The organism is Burkholderia sp. MSMB1826 (assembly GCF_001526325.1).
Taxonomy (GTDB): domain Bacteria; phylum Pseudomonadota; class Gammaproteobacteria; order Burkholderiales; family Burkholderiaceae; genus Burkholderia.
The window spans coordinates 17,985-33,867 of the sequence record NZ_LOYN01000044.1; the positions used below are offsets into that span (position 1 = coordinate 17,985).

A 15,883-nucleotide genomic window follows, 5' to 3' on the forward strand; every position below is an offset into this window, starting at 1 on the left:
CATGGACACGACACTCGATTCCCGCACCTCCATCCCCGCAGCCGGCGACGCGCCGCGCAATCTGCTGGGCCGCCCGGCGACGCGCCATCGCGGCACCGACATCGACGGCGCGACGCTCGACCCCGAAGCGCTGCGCGTGCGCGACCTCGACCTGAACGCGCTGATCGGTGCGACGACGTTCGAAGGCGCGCTCGCGCATCTGTGGTTCGACGTCGCGCCCGGCAGCGCCGCGCATCGCGCGCACGAGGCGACGCTCGGTGCGCGGCTCGCGGCGTTCGCCGACGCGCTGGCGCCGGGCTCGGTCGGCCAGTCGGTCGCCGCCGATCTCGGCGCGGCAGGCGTCGCGCCGGTGTTCGCGGCCGCGTCCGGCCTGCTGCGCGGCCTCGACGACGTGACCGGGCGCGTGCGCGGCCCGGCGCCGGACGATGCCGATCTCGACACGATGCTGCTGTGCGCGGCCGCCGCGCCGTTCCTGCTGCACGCGGCGATCGAGGGCCGGCCGTTCGCCGCCGGCACGGCCGGCCGCGCGTCGCTCGACGCGGCCGCGACGCAAGCGCAACGCATGCTCGTGCTGACCGGCGCGACGCGCGGCGATGCGCCGGCGCAAGCGGCCATGGACATGCTGCTCGTCGCCTGGCACGCCGGCTTCGGCTACATCACGCCGACCGTGCTCGCGCCGCGCGTCGCGATCGGCACCGGCGTCACGCTGGCGCAGGCGATCGCGTCCGGCTTCCTCGCCAGCGGGCCGTCGCACGTCGGCGCGGCGCTCGAAGCGATGCAGTGGCTCGCGGCGCTCGCCCGCTCGGTGCCGGGCGGCGCCGGCGCGCCGCCGGCCGCGCTCGACGCGGCCGGGCGCGGGGCGATCGATGCGGCGCTCGACGCGAAGCGCACGCTGTACGGCTTCGGCCATCCGCTGTTCGTCGCCGATCCGCGTCCGCCGCACCTGCGCGGCCGGTTCGCGGCATGCGGCTTCGACGGCGGCTACGTGACGCTGTTCGACGCGTGCTGCGCGCAGGCCGACGCGCGCCGCGCGCTGCGGCCGAACATCGATTTCCTGACCGCCGCGACGCTGCTCGAACTCGGCGTCGCCGCGCCGTCGTGGGGCGTCGGCGTCGGGCTCGGCGCGCGCATCGCGGCGATGGCCGCGCATGCGGTCGAACGGCGCCGCCGCCCCGCGTTCGGCGTCAACAGCGCGACCGCGCGACGGCTCCTGGCCGCCGTGCCGGTCGGCTGGCTGTGAACCCTCACTCTTTCGCACAAGGAACGTCATGCTGCTCAAGAACCTGCGCCCGGCGAACGACTACGATCGCTTCGCCACCGAAACGCTCGAACCCTGGGACCTGCTGTTCATCAGTCGCATCCGCCAGCTGGCGCGCGGGATGACGCCCGGCACGATCGCCGACATCGGCACGGCCACCGGCGTCGTGCCGGTGCGCCTGGCGACCGATCCGGCGATGCGCGGCTGGCGTTACGTCGGCATCGACCTCGATCCGGCGATGCTCGACGAAGGCCGCCCGCGCATCCGCGAACTCGGGCTCGACGACACGATCGAGATGCGCGTCGGCGACGCGCTCGCGCTGCCGTTCGACGACGGCACGCTGACGATGGCAGTCGGCCGCGCGACGCTGCATCACCTGCCCGACAAGGCGCTCAGCCTGACCGAGATGTATCGCGTGCTGGAGCCGGGCGGCATCGCGCTCGTGCACGACATGCGCCGCGACGCGCCGCAGCACCTGCTCGACCGCTTCACCGAGATGCGCGCGGCCGCCGACTATCCGCCGACCCACGTCGAGGAAAAAATCACGCTCGACGAAGCGCATGCGCTCGTCGCCGCGGCCGGCCTCGCGGCGGTGGCGTCGATCTACAGCCCGAGCGCGGGGCTCGGCGCGCTCGGCTTCGAAATCCTGCTGAAGAAACCGGCGCTGGCCTGAGCGATGACCGATCTCGCCTTCCTCGCCGCCCATGCCGCCGCACGGCTCGGCGCCGACGACGTGCATTGCGCGGCGGTCGCGCCCGGCGCGACGCTGCCGCTGTGCGTGACCCCGCGCAGCGCCGAACTCGCGACGTCGCCGGAGATGTTCGTCGCGTGGTACCGCTCGCGGCTCGACACGATCGACACGCTGCTCGACGCGTGCGGCGCGCTGCTGTGGCGCGGCTTCGCGGTGCCCGACACCGCCGCGTTCGGCCGCCTCGGCGCGCTCTATCCGGCGCACGCGAACGGCTATACGGCCGGCGCCGCCCCGCGCCGGCAGATCGACGGCCAGGTCTACGAGTCGACCCGCATGCCGCCGCCGTTCAGGATCGGGCTGCATCAGGAGATGGCCTACATGCCCGCGTTCCCGCGCCTTGTCGCGTTCTACTGCCGGCAGCCGGCCGACGCGGGCGGCGAGACGCCGATCTGCGACATGCGCCGCGTGACCGCGCGCGTGCCGGCCGCGCTGCGCGCGCGGTTCGCCGAACGCGGCGTGATGTATCTGCGCAATTTCGCGGCGCCGGGCGACCGCGCCGACGGCCTCGCCGCGAACCCGAACCTGCCGTTCGCCGCCTACCACCGGCCGTGGGACGACGCATTCGGCACGACGGACCGCGACGAGGTCGAGCGACTGTGCGCGCAACGCGGTGTCGGCTGCCGCTGGCTCGACGACGGCAGCGTGACCGTGTCGCACGTCGGCAGCGCGCTGCGCACGCATCCGCGCACCGGCGAGACGGTGTGGTTCAACCAGGCGAGCGCACAGCACCCGAATCCGCGTTCGATGGGCGAGCTCAGCTATCGCTACCTGCAGCGCATGTACGGCACACGCGCCGCGTTCCCGTACGAGATCCGCTACGGCGACGGCACGCCGATGCCGTTCGACGATCTGGTGGCGGTCTACGACGCGCTCGACGTCGAGGAGCGGGCGTTCCCGTGGCAGGCCGGCGACGTGCTCGTCGTCGACAACATGCTGGTCGCGCACGGCCGCAACCCGTACCGCGGTGCGCGCGACACGCAGGTCATGCTGTTCGACTGAGGATGCCCACGATGAGCGTTTCGTTTCTTGCGTCCGTGCGCGCGATGTTCGGCGCGCCCGCCGCGTTCGACCGGCCGCAGCGCGCGGGCCTGCCGCCGCTGCCCGATGCGCATGCGCCGGGCGCGGCGCTCGGCGCGCGCGCGATCGACGTCGCGGCCGGCGATTTCCGCTTTACCGCGCGCCACGTGCGGTTCCGGCTCGGCGCGATCACCGCGATCGTCGGGCCGAACGGCTCGGGCAAGACCACGCTGCTCGAAACGCTGCTCGGCTTCCGGCGCGGCGGCAGCGACGTGCGCGTGCTCGACGTGCCGTCCGAGCGCTTCATGCGCGATTCGCGGTCGCTGCAGCGGATCGGCGCGCAATTGCAAAAGGTCGAGTATCCCGATCATCTGCGCGTCTCGGAGATCGTCGCGCTGCACCGCGCGATGTACGCGCACACCGATGCGGCGATCGCCGACGCGCTCGGCATCGCCGAACTGCTCGACAAGCCGTGCCGCGCGCTGTCGAAGGGGCAGCGCCAGCGCGTGGACCTGTACGTCGCGCTCGCGCACCGGCCCGAATTGGCCGTGCTCGACGAGCCGTTCACGGGCCTCGACCGCCGCTATGCGGGCGTCGTGATCGACCTGCTGCGCCATCGCGCGCGGGGCGCGAGCGTCGCGATGATCTGCCATTCCGAGGAAGAACTGAGCGTGGTCGACGATCTCGTCTGGGTGCGCGACGGCGGCGTGCGCTACCAGGGCGACCGGGACACGCTGCGCGCCGAGCTCGTCGGCGACGCGCGCGCGGTCCTGCATTGCCGCGACGAAGCCGACGCGCGCGCGCTGCACGAGCGGCTCGCGGCGCTGCCCGGCGTGACCGGCGTGCGCGTGTCGGCCGCGCACGTGGTCGAGGCGTTCGGCGATGCGACGCTGCATCCGAACGTGCACCGGATCGTCGGCGAACGCGGCATCCAGCATCTCGCGCTCGCGCCGAGCACGCTGGGCGACCTGCTGCGCCTGTGCACCGAGGGCCCGACCCATGACTAAGGTGTTCCTGATCCTCGTGCGCAACGAGCTGCTCGGCTATCTGCGCAGCCGCTCGTCGCTGTTCTGGACGCTCGTGTTCCCGGTGTTCCTGCTGAGCGTGATGCTGTTCGCGTTCGGCGGCTCGGGCTCGCTCGGCACGGCCGACATCGCGTTCGACGCGCCCGGCGGCGCGACGCCGTACAGCCGCGCATGCGAAGCGCAGATCGTCGACAGCCTGTCGCACAGCGACACGGTGAAGGCGACCTTCGGCGGCCGCGGCGCGCCGGCCGATCGCGTGACCGTCGTGCTCGGCGCCGACGAACGCACGCCGGCGACGATCCGCTACGACTTCAACGGCCCGCTCGCGGTCAAGGCCGCGTCGCGCGTCGTCGAGATCGCGCTCGCGCGCTGCGCCGCGCAGCGGCTCGGGCTGCCGGCCGCGCAGGCGCGCTTCGAGAATGCCGCGCCGGCGCGCCGGCCGTTCGACTACGGCGCGTTCTTCGCGACCGGCATCCTGGTCATGGCGTTCATGGCGATCGGCCTGAACTCGACGACCACCGCGATCGCCGCGCTGCGCGAGCGCAATACGTTCAAGCTGTACGTGTGCTTCCCGGTCTCCCGCGGCGTGTTCCTCGCCGCGCTGATCGTCGCGCGCATGGCGATGATGGCGCTGTCGGCGCTCGTGCTGCTGACGGTCGCACGCGTCGCGTTCGGCATCGCGCTGCCGATCGCGACGCCGGACGGGCTGCGCGCGTTGCCGATCGTGCTGCTCGGCGCGGCGATGGTGCTGAGCATCGGCGTGCTGTTGGCCAGCCGCACGCGGTCGCTCGCGGCGGCCGAACTCGCGTGCAACGTCACCTACTACCCGCTGCTGTTCTTCAGCGACCTGACGATCCCGATGCACGACGCACCCGCGTGGCTGAAAGCCGGGCTCGCGTTCCTGCCGACCAACCAGTTCGCCGTCGCGCTGCGCGGCGCGCTGGTCGACGGCGCGCCGTACGCGCAGCTCGCGCCGCAACTGCTCGGCATGACCGCGTGCACCGCGCTGTTCCTGTTCGCCGCCGCGCGACTGTTCCGCTGGCACGACGCCTGACGCGTCGCCACGCCGTTTCGACGAAGGAGAGACACCGATGAAATCGAACCATCCCATAACCGACTACCTGCTGCATGCGAGCAACTTCCTGCCGGCGATCGTGTTCCTGTTCTACGGCCGGCTCGGCCCGGAGCAGCCGGGCCTGCGCTGGACCCACGCGTTCCTGATCGGCGGCGTGCTCGCGCTCGTGCACGGCGCGTGGCTGATCCGCCGCGCGGAGCGCAACAGCATCGCGATCGGCGTCGACCTGTTCCTCGTGATCGGCGCGGTGCTCGCGCTCGTCTCGCCGACAGGTAGCCGTCTGTGGGGCGAGGAACTCGGGCCGGCCGCGATGCTCGTCTGCGTGCTGGTGGTCGGCATCGTGCATACCGCCTGGTCGGACGGCGGCTTCGTCGACGGCGCGTTCGTCGACCACGCGCGTGCGCGTTCGCTGTCGCTCGTGCTGCTCGCCGTCACCGTCGTCGCGCTCGCGGTGTCGATCGCGATGCGCCACAGCCCGCTGTGGGGCGGCGTCGTGCCGCTGATCGCGCTGGTCGTCGTGCGCGGCCGGCTGCGCAAGCAGCTCGCGCGGGCAAGCTGACGATGAACGCGCTGCCCGCCCATGCGGCACACGCCGCGCAGCGGCACGCGCTCGCCGCGGCGCTCGGCGACGGCTGGCTCGACGGCGCGGCATGCGAGCCGTATGCGATCGACGTCGCGCGCTACGGCGGCGTGCCGCTCGGCGTCGCGCGGCCGGCCTCGACCGCCGACACGCGCGCGCTCGTGCGCGTCGCCGTCGCGCACCGGATCGCGCTCGTCGCCCAGGGCGCGCGCACCGGGCTCGTCGGCGCCGCCGTGCCCGATCGCAGCGGCACGCAATGCGTGGTGTCGTTCGAGCGGATGCGCGCCGTGCGCGCGTTCGATCCGGCCAATCGCAGCATCACGGTCGAGGCCGGCGTGCGGCTGTCCGATCTCAATCGGGTGGCGGGCGAAGCCGGGCTCTGCTTGCCGATCGATCTCGGCAGCGATCCGGCGGCCGGCGGCCTCGTCGGCGCGAACGCGGGCGGCAGCCGCCTGATCAAGTACGGCGACGTGCGCCGTCACGTGCTCGGCGTCGAAGTCGTGCTCGCGGACGAAGCCGGCACCGTGATCGACGCGCTCGCGCCGCTGCGCAAGCGCAACGTCGGCTTCGACGTCGCGCAGTGCTTCATCGGCGCGAATGGCGCGAACGGGCTCGTGACGGCCGTGTCGTTCGCGCTCGCGCCGCTCGAACGGTCGTCGTGCGCGGCGTTCGTCGCGTTCGCGTCGTACGACGCGGCGCTCGCCGGCCTGCTCACGTTCGAGCGCGCATTCGGCGAGATGCTGTCGGCGTTCGAATTCATGTCGGCGGCGGCGATCGGGCGCGTCGCCGCCGTGTTTCCGGCGTTGCGGGTGCCGTTCGAGGCCGACGCCGCCGCATGCTACGCACTCGTCGAGATCGCGACCGGCATGCCCGGGCTCGATGCGTTGCTCGAGGAACGCGCGATCGCGACGCTCGACGCGCTCGCGCAAGAACGCGCGGTGCTCGACGCGGCGTGCGCGCCGGCCGAACGGTTCTGGCGGATTCGCGATGCGCTGCCGGCCGCGGTCGCGCAGGACGGCATGCCGCTGTCGTTCGACGTGTCGTTCCCGCGCGGCGCGCTGGCCGGATTCGTCGCCGATGCCGAGCAATGGCTCGCGGCCGCGCATCCGTCGCTGCGCTGCCACGCGTTCGGCCATTTCGGCGACGGCGGCTGCCATCTCGTCGTGTCGATTCCGCATGCCGACGCGCAACGCTACGGGCCGCTGCAGCAGATGGCGCTGCGCGGCGCGCTGTACGACCGCGTCGCGCGCGCGGGCGGCTGCTTCAGCGCCGAGCACGGTGTCGGGCCCGTCAATATCGCGTACTACCGCAAGCACGTGCCGGCCGCGCAACGGCAGGTCGCCGCCGCGGTCCAGCACGCCGTCGACCCGCTGGGCCTGATCGGGCGGGTCCGCTACTGACGCGCCGCTGCGCGGCGCCACGGAGATTTCGCATGATGTTTCGACACTCGCCCGGCCCGCACGCCGCGGCCGAACCGGACACCGACGAGCGTTCGTCCTCCGGCATCCCGGGAACGTTGCCCGACTCGGGCGTCGTGGTGAACGTGCGCGGCGTCGCTCACGTGATCCGGTTGCCGCCGCGCGACCATGCGCGCCCGGCGCTGTGGCGCGCGCTGGCGGACTGGCGCGACGAACGGTCGGCCGACGGCGACGTCGAGCCGGCGCCGCGACGGGACTGACCGCCCGCGTTGCGGCTGGCCGTCAGTTCGTCCCGTCGTACGTGACGATCTCGACCCAGTTCGCACCCTTGCCGACCGGATACTTGCCGATCGCGTCCAGGCGCCCGGTGCGGCCGTCGATCCGGTACACGGCCAGCGTCGGCGACAATTGCCCGGCCGCGAGCAGATACCGGCCCGACGGATCGATCGCGAAGCCGCGCGGCTGCTGCTCGGTCGCGAACGTGCCGATTCGCGCGAGCGTGCCCGACTTCGCGTCGACGCGATACGCGGCGAGCGTGCTCGACGTGCGCTCCGATGCGTACAGGAAGCGACCGTCGGGCGTCAGATGCAGGTCGGCGCCCCACGGCTTGTCGCCGTGAAAATCGGGCGGCAGGATCGATACGGTCTGGATCGGCCGTGCATCGGCACCGCCGTGCGACAGCGCGATCGCGTGCAGCTTGCCGTCGAGCTCATCGATCAGGTACGCGAACCGCCCGTTCGGCGAAAACACGAAATGGCGCGGACCCGACTTCTCCGGCAGCCGATACGCGGGCTCGCCCGTGTCGGTCAGCCTGCCGGTCGACGCATCGAACGGCAGGCGCAGCCACGCATCGGCGCCGAGCACCGACGCGAACGCATGGCGGCCGTCGGGCGACTGACGGATCGCATGCGCCATCGGGCCGGTCTTCACCGTCTGCAGCACGTCGCCCGCGACGCCGTCCGCGCCGATCCGGTTCACCGCGAGCAGATTGCCGCCGTACGACGCCGAGAACAGGTAGCGGCCCGACGCATCGGTCGACACGTACGCCATGCTGTCCGCGAGCGGTGCACGGCCCAGCTCGAACAGCCGCCCGTCGAGCGGATTGATCGCGAAGCTGACGACGCGATACGGCGTCGAGCGCAACGCCGCGTAGAGGCGACGATGATCGGGCGACAGCACCATCGGCATCACCGCGCCGCCGACCGGCACGGTTTCGATCGCGGTCAGCGCACCGTTCGACGTGTCGACGCCGAACACCGAGATGTCGCGGCTGTCGCTGTTCGATACGTACGCATACGTCGCCGCGTGCGCGAGCGAGGCCGCCATCGTCAACGCGGCCGCCGCAACGGCGCGCCGCACGAGAGTCGTTTTCATGGAAGTGACGGGAAGTGCAGAAAGGGAGCCGCGCATGCGAGCGCGGCGCCGGACCACCTCGGTCGTCCGGCGCCGCGACGCGCGAAGCACGCCGTCAGAACACCGCGTGCCCGCTGATCAGGCTCGGCAGCCACGTCGAGAAGAACGGCAGGTACGTGACGATGTTGATCGCGCTGAAGATCGCCAGATAGTACGGCCACGCCATCTTCGTGGTCTCGCCGATCGACACGTTGCCGATCGCGCAGCCGACGAACTGCACCGACCCGATCGGCGGGTGCACGAGACCGAGCGAGCAGTTCAGCAGCAGCATGATCCCGAACTGCACCGGCCCGACGCCGCACGCCATCGCGATCGGCAGGAACAGCGGCGTCGTGATCAGGATGTGCGCGGCCATGTCGACGAACGTGCCGAGAAACACCTGGATGATGTTGATGTACAGCAGCATCAGCCACGGCGCCGCGGTCGACTGCTTCAGCAACCCTTCGATCGCATCCGGAATCTCCAGGTACGACATCTGGAAGCGCAGCATGTTGGACACCGCGATCAGCAGCAGCACGACGCCCGTCGTGCGCGCCGCATGCGACAGCGCGCGGCGCAGCTTCTCGGCCGTGAGCGTCCGGTAGACCACCGCGGTCAGCACGAGCGAGTAGACCACGGCGATCGCGGCCGCTTCGGTCGCGGTGGCGATGCCCTTCGCGACGCACACGAGGATGATCGCGATCACCATCAGCCCGGGCACCGCGCCGACGAAGCTGCGCAGCACCGCATACCAGCCGGGAAACCGCGGCAGCACGGACGAGCCGTCATCGCGGCGCGGATAACCGTGACGCACGGCCTGCCAGTATGCTGCGGCGAGCACGAAGCCCATCACCCACAACACCGGCAGGAGCCCCGAGAACAGCAAGTCGCCGATCGACACGCCGCTCACCGGCTGGCCGTGCAGCATCCCGGTGATGCCCTGCGCGGCGAACGCGTAGATGATCATGTTGGTCGACGTCGGCATCAGCGCGCCGGCGAGCGACGCATGCGTGGTCACGTTGACCGCGTACGCGGCGCTGTAGCCTTCGCGCTTCATCAGCGGAATCACCACGCCGCCCATCGCCGACGTATCGGCGGTCGGTGAGCCCGACACGCCGCCGAACAGCGTGCACGCGACGACGTTCGCCATCCCGAGGCCGCCGCGGAAGTGGCCGACGCTCGCCTGCGCGAAGCGCAGGATCCGGTCCGCGATGCCGCCATGCAGCATCAGTTCGCCGGAGAAAATGAAGAACGGCACCGCGAGAAACGAGAACGCGTTCATCCCCGAGATCATCGCCTGCATCGCGGTCGCGATCGGCAGGCCTTCGACCATGTAGGTCAGCACGCACGCAATGCCGAGCGCGAACGACACGGGCACGCCGAGGACGAGAAATATCAGAAAACTGACGGACAGGATCGCGAGTTCCATGGCGTTATTGTCCCGACGAAGAACGACGAAGCGCGAGCAGGTGCTCGAGCGAGAAGAGGACGATCGCAACCGCCGCGGGCATCGCGATCAGGTAGCGCACGCCTTCGGGCAGCCCGATGATCGGAATGCGGTCGCCCATCGTCTCGGCGGCCATGCTGCCGCAGCCGATCATGATCATGATCGCGAACGCGATCAGGCTCAGGTGCTGGATCGCGACGACGACCGTGCGCGCCTTCGGCGACAGCCGGCGCACCAGCGAATCGAGGCCGATATGGCCGCCGTCGCGCACCTTCATCGCCGCGCCGAACATCGCGATCACGATCACGAGCAACAACGCGATCGGCTCGACGAAATCCGGCGCGTTGTCGAACGCGTAGCGCATCACGACCGCATAGAACACCAGCACCGTGAGCACCGCGAGGCACGCCGACGCGATCACGGCCAGCACGCGAAACAGCACGTCGTTCACGCAGCGCAACAGCGGCGCGGCGTGCGGCGGCGCCGCCGTTGCGTCGTCCGGGGCGGCGCCCGGCGCGGCCGCGGCCGCCGCGCCGTTCAGGGAAGTGCGACGCGTCACTTGGTGGCCTCGATCTCGTCGACGATCTGCTTCATCTGCGGGGTCTTTTCATACTTGGTCCACAGCGGCTGCATCGCCTTCACGAACGCCGCGCGATCGATCTGCGCGGCCGGCAGGATCTTCGCGCCGCCCTTCGTCACCATCTGCTGCGCGGAGGCTTCGCGTGCGGTCCACAGCTTCTGGTAGTACGGCACCGAATCGGCCGCCGCCTTCCTGATCGCCGCCTGCTCCTGCGGCGACAGCGTGTCCCAGATCTTCTTCGAGAACACCAGCACTTCCGGCGTCATCGCGTGCTGCGTCTCCGAGTAATCGGGCGCGACTTCGTAATGCTTGGTTTCCTCGTACGACGGCAGGTTGTTTTCCGCCGCGTCGACGAGCCCCGTCTTCAGGCCCGTGTACACCTCGGCGAACGGCATCGGCGTCGGCGTGCCACCCATCGCCTTGATCTCGTCGACCATCAGGTCGGACGGTTGCACGCGCACCTTCAGCCCCTTCATGTCCGCCGGCGAGCGCACCGGGCGCTTCGCGTAGATCGAGCGCGCGCCGCTCTCGTAGAACGTCAGCGCGATCATCCCCTTCGCGGTGAACGCATCGAGGATCTTCTGGCCGGCCGGGCCGTACATCGCCTTGCGGAAATGGTCGACGTCGCGAAACAGGAACGGGAACGACGGGATCAGCGATTCCGGCACGATCTCGTTGAACGATGCGCCGTTCACGCGCGCCATGTCGATCGCGCCGATCCGCACCTGGTCGACCGTGTCCTTCTCCGAGCCGAGCGCGCTGTTGCCGAACACCTTGATCGAATCCTTGCCGCCCGTCTGCTTCGACAGCTCGTCGCCCATGAACTTCACGGCCATGTTGGTCGGGAAGTTGTCGCCGTGCACGTCCGCCGAGCGGAACACGCGCGCCTGCGCGGACATCGCGAAGCCGGCCAGCAGTGCGACGGCCAGCGCGGTACGGGAGCCGGTGAATCGGTGCTTCATGGTGAGTCTCCTTGATGGTCAATCGTTGTTGTGCGGCGATCCGTCGGCCCGCGCCGGCGTCGCCGATGCGCTTCCTCGAACCGCAGAGTCATACGTCGTATGACGTGTTCAGCGAATGTACGTCGGTTAACCGTTTAACTCACTTGGTGCATACCCCTATAACCGCTGCCATCAAAGGATTTTGGCAGGAAACGGGGAATCACATTCTCTGATTTCGCGCTTTTTCGCGAAACGTTTTCCGGAAACGAGCCGACAGGCTGATCGGACGCCGATGGCGCGGTTTCCCGACATCCGACGGTCTCCTTTCGCTTTGCTTGCCGTCGTTATAGGATGACTGATCACAATGTCGTCACGCCGCCCCGATGCCACCAGCACGCGCCGCCGGCATTCCGCGCGACGGTCGTCGACTTCCCGGGCATCGCCCGGTCGAACCCGTTCGGGTCGACGCGGGGCGCCGGCGCCGACACGCGCGGGAAACCCGTCGTCGTCGCGCGTGCCGCCCGGCGGGCACGCGCGATGCTCGCCGCGACATCGTGCAACGAAAAAGGAGCCTGCGATGTCGACCACGAAGCCATCGGCGCCCCACGATCCGCCTACCTCGCCGAATGCCGGCGACGAAGGCCCGGCCGACGCGCCGGGCATCGGCGAGGACACCTGCCGCGTCTGCCGCGGCACCGGCCGCGTAGAGGGCCAGCCATGCACCGTCTGCGGCGGGACCGGCAAGATACTGCAGGGAATCGGCGGCGGCTAGGTAAAAACGCAGTCCCGGCGGCGCGCGTTGGCCGCTCAGGTCTGCATGACCAGCGACGTGAGCTGGGCTGCGCGCGCCACGTCCGTTTTCGTGTAGATCGACTTGATCTGCGCGCGCACCGTGCCGATCGATACGCCGCGCAGCGCCGCACATTCCTGCGGCGAGCGCCCGTCGCAGCACAGCAGCACCGCGAGCTCGGCTTCCGCCGACGACAGCCCGTAGAACACGCGCAGGCGCTGCGCACGCGCCGACGGCGAACGCAGGTCGGCGGCCGTCATCAGCACCGCGACGCCGGGCCGTTCGCGCGCGAGGCGCGACTGTTCGGGAACGGGAATCAGCGCAAGCGGCAGCGGCTCGCCGGTCGCACGACGCAGCAACAGCCCGCCGCGTGCGAATGCATGCCGCCATTGCGCGTCGTCGACGCAGCCTTCCGGCACGAAACGGCCGCTCACGATCCGCAGCGCCGGTTCGGCGGCGATCAGTCGATCGGCCGCGCGGTTCGTATAGCGCAGTTCGCGCTGCGCGCCGAGCAGGAACACCGGCACCGGCACCACGTCGAGCGCCGATTCCGCGGCGGCCACGCGCGCTTCGAGCTCGCCGATGCGCGCGTGGATGCGCAGCGCGCGGCTGATGTGCGCGCCCATGATTTCGATGGCGCGACGCTGCTCATCGGCCAGCCCTTGCGATTCGGGGCCGCTCTGCACGCTGAGGAAAGCGCCCGCACCGTCGCCGCGATGGATGTACAGGCCCGAGATGCCGCCAAGCCCGAACGGCTGCATGAATTCCCGATAGAACACGCCATGTGTGCGCTGCCGCACCGACAGATGCTTGACGTCCTCGAACCAGCGCCCTGCCGGCCAGTCGGCAGCCACCGGCACGACCGGGTCGTACAGGTAGAACTCGGTGTTGTAGCGGTGGTGGCACGCGGCGACCCATGACGGATCGTCGCCGGCCGCCTGCTCGATCGCCGGCAGCCTTGCCGCATCGTCGAACGACAGCAGTGTGGCCATGCGTACGCCGACCGACCGACGCAGCCCGTCCAGCACCGTTTCCCATCGTTGGTCGCCCAGTGCTGCAGCGTAGACGTCATCGATCCATGCCGACGAAACCAATCCGTTCATCTGCATCTGGCCACCCCGCGCCGTGCGTTTTTGTCGAACGCCGTTTGGGCATCTTAGTCAATCGGCCTCATTGTTCAAATCGCCGATGCGGGTTTGGTCGAAATACCACATTCGTTACCGTTTCTCGTCAGACGTAATGGCCGTTTCCGATAGCGCAACGCAACCCGCGTCGACGCACGCGGCGGCCTGCGCGGCGTCGATCGACGCGAGGGCATCCGGCTCGAAGGACGCAGCCGGCGGCGCGATGAAACGCGTGTCGCGGCCCGACTCGACGATGCACTTACTTCATCGTCGCGAACCGCACTTCCATCTCGTCGATCTTCGCGAGCACCGCTTCGCTCAGCTTTCTGACGTGACGCGGCACGTCGGGCGTCGACATCAGTTCCTCGATACGCCCGCGCCAGTATCGCGGATGCCTGACGCGCCCCGCCCCCGACATCGACACGTCGTCGATGTCCGTCTCGCTGTCCAACAGCGCCACCATGCGCTGAATGTGCGAGAGCTCTCGTTCCACATAGTCTCGTGCGAGCATAGTGATTGAGATTCCCCCGAAATACGACATCAGGCCTTCCGTCATCGACGCGCCGTCGTTCGCGGTGCCAACGACGCACCGCATACGTTGCGCATCAGCGTATGCGACGACTGTGTCAATCGACTGTGCGGACGTTCACGGCGACCGACACGGAACGACAGGCCTGCTCGATTGTTCTGGTGATATCCGGTCCCCGGTGCCTCGCTGATCATCGTAGGCGTACCGCCCGGCGCCGGCATCCCCAAAAGTGGGGATGCCGACCGATATGGGTCGGGTGATGACTTCCGGAAACGCCGGGGAGCCGTAACGGCCGGCTCCGCAAGGCGACGGTGCCGCGCGCTACCGACGATACGACGGCGGCGCGAGTTCGAGCGGATCGGGGTTCAGGCGCACCCACGCCACCGCGAGCCGACACAGTTGCGCCGGGTCGCCGGATTGGCGCTTGACGTCCTGCACGACGGCCTCCATGTCCGCCAGATCGGCCGCCGGCAGCGACGTGCCGGTGCGCACGATCGCCGCGAACGCATCGGCCATCTTCCTGAAATCGGCATCCCAGTTGCAGCCGCCGTTGTGTTCGAGTTCATGCGCGATGCGGCCCGAGATCCGGATGAGTTCGCCCTGCACCGTCGCCGCGTGCCCCGTTCCCGGCACCAGTTGCGTCCACAATGCCTGATGCTGTTGCTGCCAGGTTCCGGCCGCGACGACGATCGGCGAGCGACCGTCGTGCAGCCGGCGACGCGGCGCCGGGGGCACGTCGAACAGCGTGTAGAGGCGGTCCAGCGCAGCGCTCGCCGCGTCGACCTCCTGCGGGTTGTAGCGCTCGCGCATGAACTCGAAACGCTCGCCGATTTCGGCGACGCTGGCCTGCATCTGCGGCGTCCTTGCCGCACCGGCGCCGAGCAGCACGTCGGCGAGCGCCGCCATGTGCTCGAGATCCGCGTTGCCGCAGGTGCGCAAGGCGCGCTCGAGCGGCGTCTGGCCGTCCCGGTTCAATGCATCGACGCGCGCGCCGTGCTCGAGCAGCAGGCGTGCGGACAACGCATGACGCGAGTCGGCCGCCGCATGCAGCGGCGTGCCGATCGACGCACCGTCGTCGTGAACGTCCGCGCCGAGTTCGAGCAGCACGTCGAAGCGGCTGCGCACACGCACGTGCAATGCCGTGTTGCCGTACGCATCGGCTGCGCCGATATCCGCGCCGTGCGCGACGAGCCAGCGCGCGAGATCGTCGGGACACCGGTCGAACGACAGCGCGGTCCGCTTGCTCGGGCCGCCGCGCGCATTCACGTCGCAGGTGTCGAACACCGCCTGAAGCTTCGCAATGTCGCCTTCGTCGAGCAGCGCGTCGAAGTCCTTCGGCAGCAGCTTCTTTTTTGCTTTCGGCATGGCGGCTCTCCTGCCTTCGATCGAGTCCGTATCGTCGGCCATTCGTCAAAGTGATAACGCGGTTTTGTATCCGTCATCGGTGCGCATGCAACCGACCGCACCCGTCAGTCCAGCGGCTCCAGCGCCTCCAGCCCGTCCGGGAGCCCGGATGCGCCGCCGAGCTTCGTGATCTTCCAGCGTGCGGCGTCGTTCCAGTCGTAATCCATTCGATAGGAAAACCGGGCATTGGCACGAAACAGCGCGGCGCGGAACGTCCTGCCGTCGTTCGCGAGCGCGTCGCGCAGTTGCGGCCCGATGCGCATGATCCCGCCGATGAAATCGCGGTGCTCCATGGTCGAAACCAGCTCGACGCCGGCCGCCGTCGCATATGACGCACGCACGCCGTACTGCCCGTCGCCCGGCGCGCTGAAGCAAACGTAAACTTCGCGCCAGCCGGGAAAAGCGGATTGCATGTAGCCGATTACGTGCCTGGCGAATTCGATCACCTTTTCTGTCGCGTCGTCGCTCATCGATCGGCCCCGAAATGAGATCGGAGACGAGCGTAATCGGACCCGACGCGGCGCGTCAATGGCCGCCGGCAAACCGGCGCAC

At 69.8% G+C, this 15,883-nt stretch carries 17 protein-coding genes; 9 read left to right on the forward strand and 8 right to left on the reverse strand.

Features of this window, described 5'->3' with window-relative positions; translation table 11 throughout:
* The first annotated feature begins 1 nt into the window (after window position 1).
* Genes WS95_RS25525 through WS95_RS25560 form a run of 8 tightly spaced genes read left to right on the forward strand, consistent with a single transcriptional unit; the run spans window position 2 to window position 7,384 of the window.
* On the forward strand, window positions 2–1,240 hold the full coding sequence (locus WS95_RS25525; RefSeq protein ID WP_059826807.1) for a citrate/2-methylcitrate synthase: 1,239 nt from the start codon (window positions 2–4) through the stop codon (window positions 1,238–1,240).
* A 28-nt stretch (window positions 1,241–1,268) separates the two neighbouring features.
* A complete protein-coding gene (locus WS95_RS25530) occupies window positions 1,269–1,931 on the forward strand; it encodes a class I SAM-dependent methyltransferase (RefSeq protein ID WP_027786439.1) in 663 nt (220 codons plus the stop codon).
* Between the two features lie 3 nt (window positions 1,932–1,934).
* A complete protein-coding gene (locus tag WS95_RS25535) occupies window positions 1,935–3,008 on the forward strand; it encodes a TauD/TfdA family dioxygenase (protein WP_059826810.1) in 1,074 nt (357 codons plus the stop codon).
* A gap of 11 nt (window positions 3,009–3,019) precedes the next feature.
* Complete coding sequence (locus tag WS95_RS25540; protein ID WP_059826940.1) at window positions 3,020–4,033, forward strand: ATP-binding cassette domain-containing protein; 1,014 nt, start codon at window positions 3,020–3,022, stop codon at window positions 4,031–4,033.
* The gene (locus tag WS95_RS25545) at window positions 4,026–5,105 is read left to right on the forward strand and encodes an ABC transporter permease (RefSeq protein ID WP_059781843.1); all 1,080 of its coding nucleotides are present in this window, start codon (window positions 4,026–4,028) and stop codon (window positions 5,103–5,105) included. The genes WS95_RS25540 and WS95_RS25545 overlap by 8 nt, the downstream gene beginning before the upstream one ends.
* Window positions 5,106–5,142: 37 nt before the next feature.
* The gene (locus tag WS95_RS25550) at window positions 5,143–5,685 is read left to right on the forward strand and encodes a hypothetical protein (RefSeq protein ID WP_034208960.1); all 543 of its coding nucleotides are present in this window, start codon (window positions 5,143–5,145) and stop codon (window positions 5,683–5,685) included.
* A 2-nt stretch (window positions 5,686–5,687) separates the two neighbouring features.
* Complete coding sequence (locus tag WS95_RS25555) at window positions 5,688–7,106, forward strand: FAD-binding oxidoreductase (RefSeq protein ID WP_059826811.1); 1,419 nt, start codon at window positions 5,688–5,690, stop codon at window positions 7,104–7,106.
* Window positions 7,107–7,138: 32 nt separating this feature from the next.
* A complete protein-coding gene (locus WS95_RS25560) occupies window positions 7,139–7,384 on the forward strand; it encodes a hypothetical protein (protein ID WP_059781848.1) in 246 nt (81 codons plus the stop codon).
* Between the two features lie 22 nt (window positions 7,385–7,406).
* On the opposite strand, the gene WS95_RS25565 is transcribed toward WS95_RS25560, so the two are convergent.
* From WS95_RS25565 to WS95_RS25580, 4 genes are all read right to left on the reverse strand, one after another.
* Window positions 7,407–8,498, reverse strand: coding sequence for a lactonase family protein (locus WS95_RS25565; protein ID WP_059826813.1), 1,092 nt, complete (start codon window positions 8,496–8,498; stop codon window positions 7,407–7,409).
* A 94-nt stretch (window positions 8,499–8,592) separates the two neighbouring features.
* Window positions 8,593–9,945, reverse strand: a complete 1,353-nt coding sequence (locus tag WS95_RS25570; RefSeq protein WP_034208956.1) for a TRAP transporter large permease — start codon at window positions 9,943–9,945, stop codon at window positions 8,593–8,595.
* Between the two features lie 4 nt (window positions 9,946–9,949).
* Window positions 9,950–10,522, reverse strand: coding sequence for a TRAP transporter small permease (locus tag WS95_RS25575; protein ID WP_059826815.1), 573 nt, complete (start codon window positions 10,520–10,522; stop codon window positions 9,950–9,952).
* Window positions 10,519–11,505 carry a TRAP transporter substrate-binding protein gene (locus WS95_RS25580; protein WP_034208954.1) on the reverse strand — a complete coding sequence of 329 codons (987 nt, stop codon included), beginning with the start codon at window positions 11,503–11,505 and terminating at the stop codon, window positions 10,519–10,521. The genes WS95_RS25575 and WS95_RS25580 overlap by 4 nt, the downstream gene beginning before the upstream one ends.
* A 556-nt stretch (window positions 11,506–12,061) precedes the next feature.
* Between WS95_RS25580 and WS95_RS25590 the strand changes: the two genes are divergently transcribed.
* The gene (locus tag WS95_RS25590; RefSeq protein ID WP_034208952.1) at window positions 12,062–12,256 is read left to right on the forward strand and encodes a hypothetical protein; all 195 of its coding nucleotides are present in this window, start codon (window positions 12,062–12,064) and stop codon (window positions 12,254–12,256) included.
* 35 nt (window positions 12,257–12,291) lie between these two features.
* Here the strand turns inward: WS95_RS25590 and WS95_RS25595 are convergent, their stop codons facing one another.
* The 4 genes from WS95_RS25595 to WS95_RS35405 form a co-directional block, all read right to left on the reverse strand.
* A complete protein-coding gene (locus WS95_RS25595; RefSeq protein WP_257139948.1) occupies window positions 12,292–13,377 on the reverse strand; it encodes a helix-turn-helix transcriptional regulator in 1,086 nt (361 codons plus the stop codon).
* 280 nt (window positions 13,378–13,657) lie between these two features.
* Window positions 13,658–13,909: a hypothetical protein gene (locus WS95_RS25600; protein WP_034208950.1), complete on the reverse strand. Its 252-nt coding sequence runs from the start codon at window positions 13,907–13,909 to the stop codon at window positions 13,658–13,660.
* Window positions 13,910–14,248: 339 nt separating this feature from the next.
* Window positions 14,249–15,292, reverse strand: a complete 1,044-nt coding sequence (locus WS95_RS25605; protein WP_059826941.1) for an ankyrin repeat domain-containing protein — start codon at window positions 15,290–15,292, stop codon at window positions 14,249–14,251.
* Window positions 15,293–15,396: 104 nt separating this feature from the next.
* Window positions 15,397–15,801 carry a hypothetical protein gene (locus WS95_RS35405; protein WP_179950229.1) on the reverse strand — a complete coding sequence of 135 codons (405 nt, stop codon included), beginning with the start codon at window positions 15,799–15,801 and terminating at the stop codon, window positions 15,397–15,399.
* Window positions 15,802–15,883 lie beyond the last annotated feature (82 nt).

Coding starts and splice junctions, on each gene's coding strand:
- WS95_RS25525 (WP_059826807.1), top strand. CDS start 2: ATGGACACGACACTCGATTCCCGCACCTCCATCCCCGCAGCCGGCGAC.
- WS95_RS25530 (WP_027786439.1), top strand. CDS start 1,269: ATGCTGCTCAAGAACCTGCGCCCGGCGAACGACTACGATCGCTTCGCC.
- WS95_RS25535 (WP_059826810.1), top strand. CDS start 1,935: ATGACCGATCTCGCCTTCCTCGCCGCCCATGCCGCCGCACGGCTCGGC.
- WS95_RS25540 (WP_059826940.1), top strand. CDS start 3,020: ATGAGCGTTTCGTTTCTTGCGTCCGTGCGCGCGATGTTCGGCGCGCCC.
- WS95_RS25545 (WP_059781843.1), top strand. CDS start 4,026: ATGACTAAGGTGTTCCTGATCCTCGTGCGCAACGAGCTGCTCGGCTAT.
- WS95_RS25550 (WP_034208960.1), top strand. CDS start 5,143: ATGAAATCGAACCATCCCATAACCGACTACCTGCTGCATGCGAGCAAC.
- WS95_RS25555 (WP_059826811.1), top strand. CDS start 5,688: ATGAACGCGCTGCCCGCCCATGCGGCACACGCCGCGCAGCGGCACGCG.
- WS95_RS25560 (WP_059781848.1), top strand. CDS start 7,139: ATGATGTTTCGACACTCGCCCGGCCCGCACGCCGCGGCCGAACCGGAC.
- WS95_RS25565 (WP_059826813.1), bottom strand. CDS start 8,498: ATGAAAACGACTCTCGTGCGGCGCGCCGTTGCGGCGGCCGCGTTGACG.
- WS95_RS25570 (WP_034208956.1), bottom strand. CDS start 9,945: ATGGAACTCGCGATCCTGTCCGTCAGTTTTCTGATATTTCTCGTCCTC.
- WS95_RS25580 (WP_034208954.1), bottom strand. CDS start 11,505: ATGAAGCACCGATTCACCGGCTCCCGTACCGCGCTGGCCGTCGCACTG.
- WS95_RS25590 (WP_034208952.1), top strand. CDS start 12,062: ATGTCGACCACGAAGCCATCGGCGCCCCACGATCCGCCTACCTCGCCG.
- WS95_RS25595 (WP_257139948.1), bottom strand. CDS start 13,377: ATGAACGGATTGGTTTCGTCGGCATGGATCGATGACGTCTACGCTGCA.
- WS95_RS25600 (WP_034208950.1), bottom strand. CDS start 13,909: ATGCTCGCACGAGACTATGTGGAACGAGAGCTCTCGCACATTCAGCGC.
- WS95_RS25605 (WP_059826941.1), bottom strand. CDS start 15,292: ATGCCGAAAGCAAAAAAGAAGCTGCTGCCGAAGGACTTCGACGCGCTG.
- WS95_RS35405 (WP_179950229.1), bottom strand. CDS start 15,801: ATGAGCGACGACGCGACAGAAAAGGTGATCGAATTCGCCAGGCACGTA.